Source organism: Bradyrhizobium sp. NBAIM08, from assembly GCF_020193935.1.
Lineage (GTDB): Bacteria > Pseudomonadota > Alphaproteobacteria > Rhizobiales > Xanthobacteraceae > Bradyrhizobium > Bradyrhizobium yuanmingense.
Map to the genome: position 1 here is coordinate 1 of NZ_JADYVR010000521.1, position 433 is coordinate 433.

A 433-nucleotide genomic window follows, 5' to 3' on the forward strand; every position below is an offset into this window, starting at 1 on the left:
GTGTGGACGTGCTGCATGAACCGGGCGGCTGTCTAAAATCACCCGATTAACGCCGCGCTGATGTAAACCGCGATTAAGCGTTTGTTCCTCTTCCCCTTTGGCGAAAAACTGTGGATGGCGGACTTCCACACCATAATTAAATTCGCCAGGGAGAGAATCGAGAAAATGCCAAAGCGCAGGCAGCTCCCGTGGGCCGAATGTGGCAGGCAGTTGCAGCCAGTATTGCCCAATGCGCGGAGCCAACGGTGACATGCGGGTCAAAAATTCAGTCACTAAATCATCGCAATGCCGTAATGCTGCCTGATGCGAAATGGTCGCCGGAAACTTAAAACAGAAGCGGAAGTCATCTGTGGTCTGTTCACGCCAGCGCAGGACAACCTCGGGTTTCGGCAGGGCGTAAAGCGTGGTGTTGCCCTCCACGCAGTTAAAGTGG

The 433-nt window shown here is 54.0% G+C and carries 1 protein-coding gene; it reads right to left on the reverse strand.

Going from position 1 to position 433, the window contains the following annotated elements:
* Positions 1 to 433, reverse strand: a 433-nt coding sequence (locus tag I6F37_RS40750; RefSeq protein ID WP_225154483.1) for a DUF72 domain-containing protein, incomplete at both ends; no start/stop codon positions are given.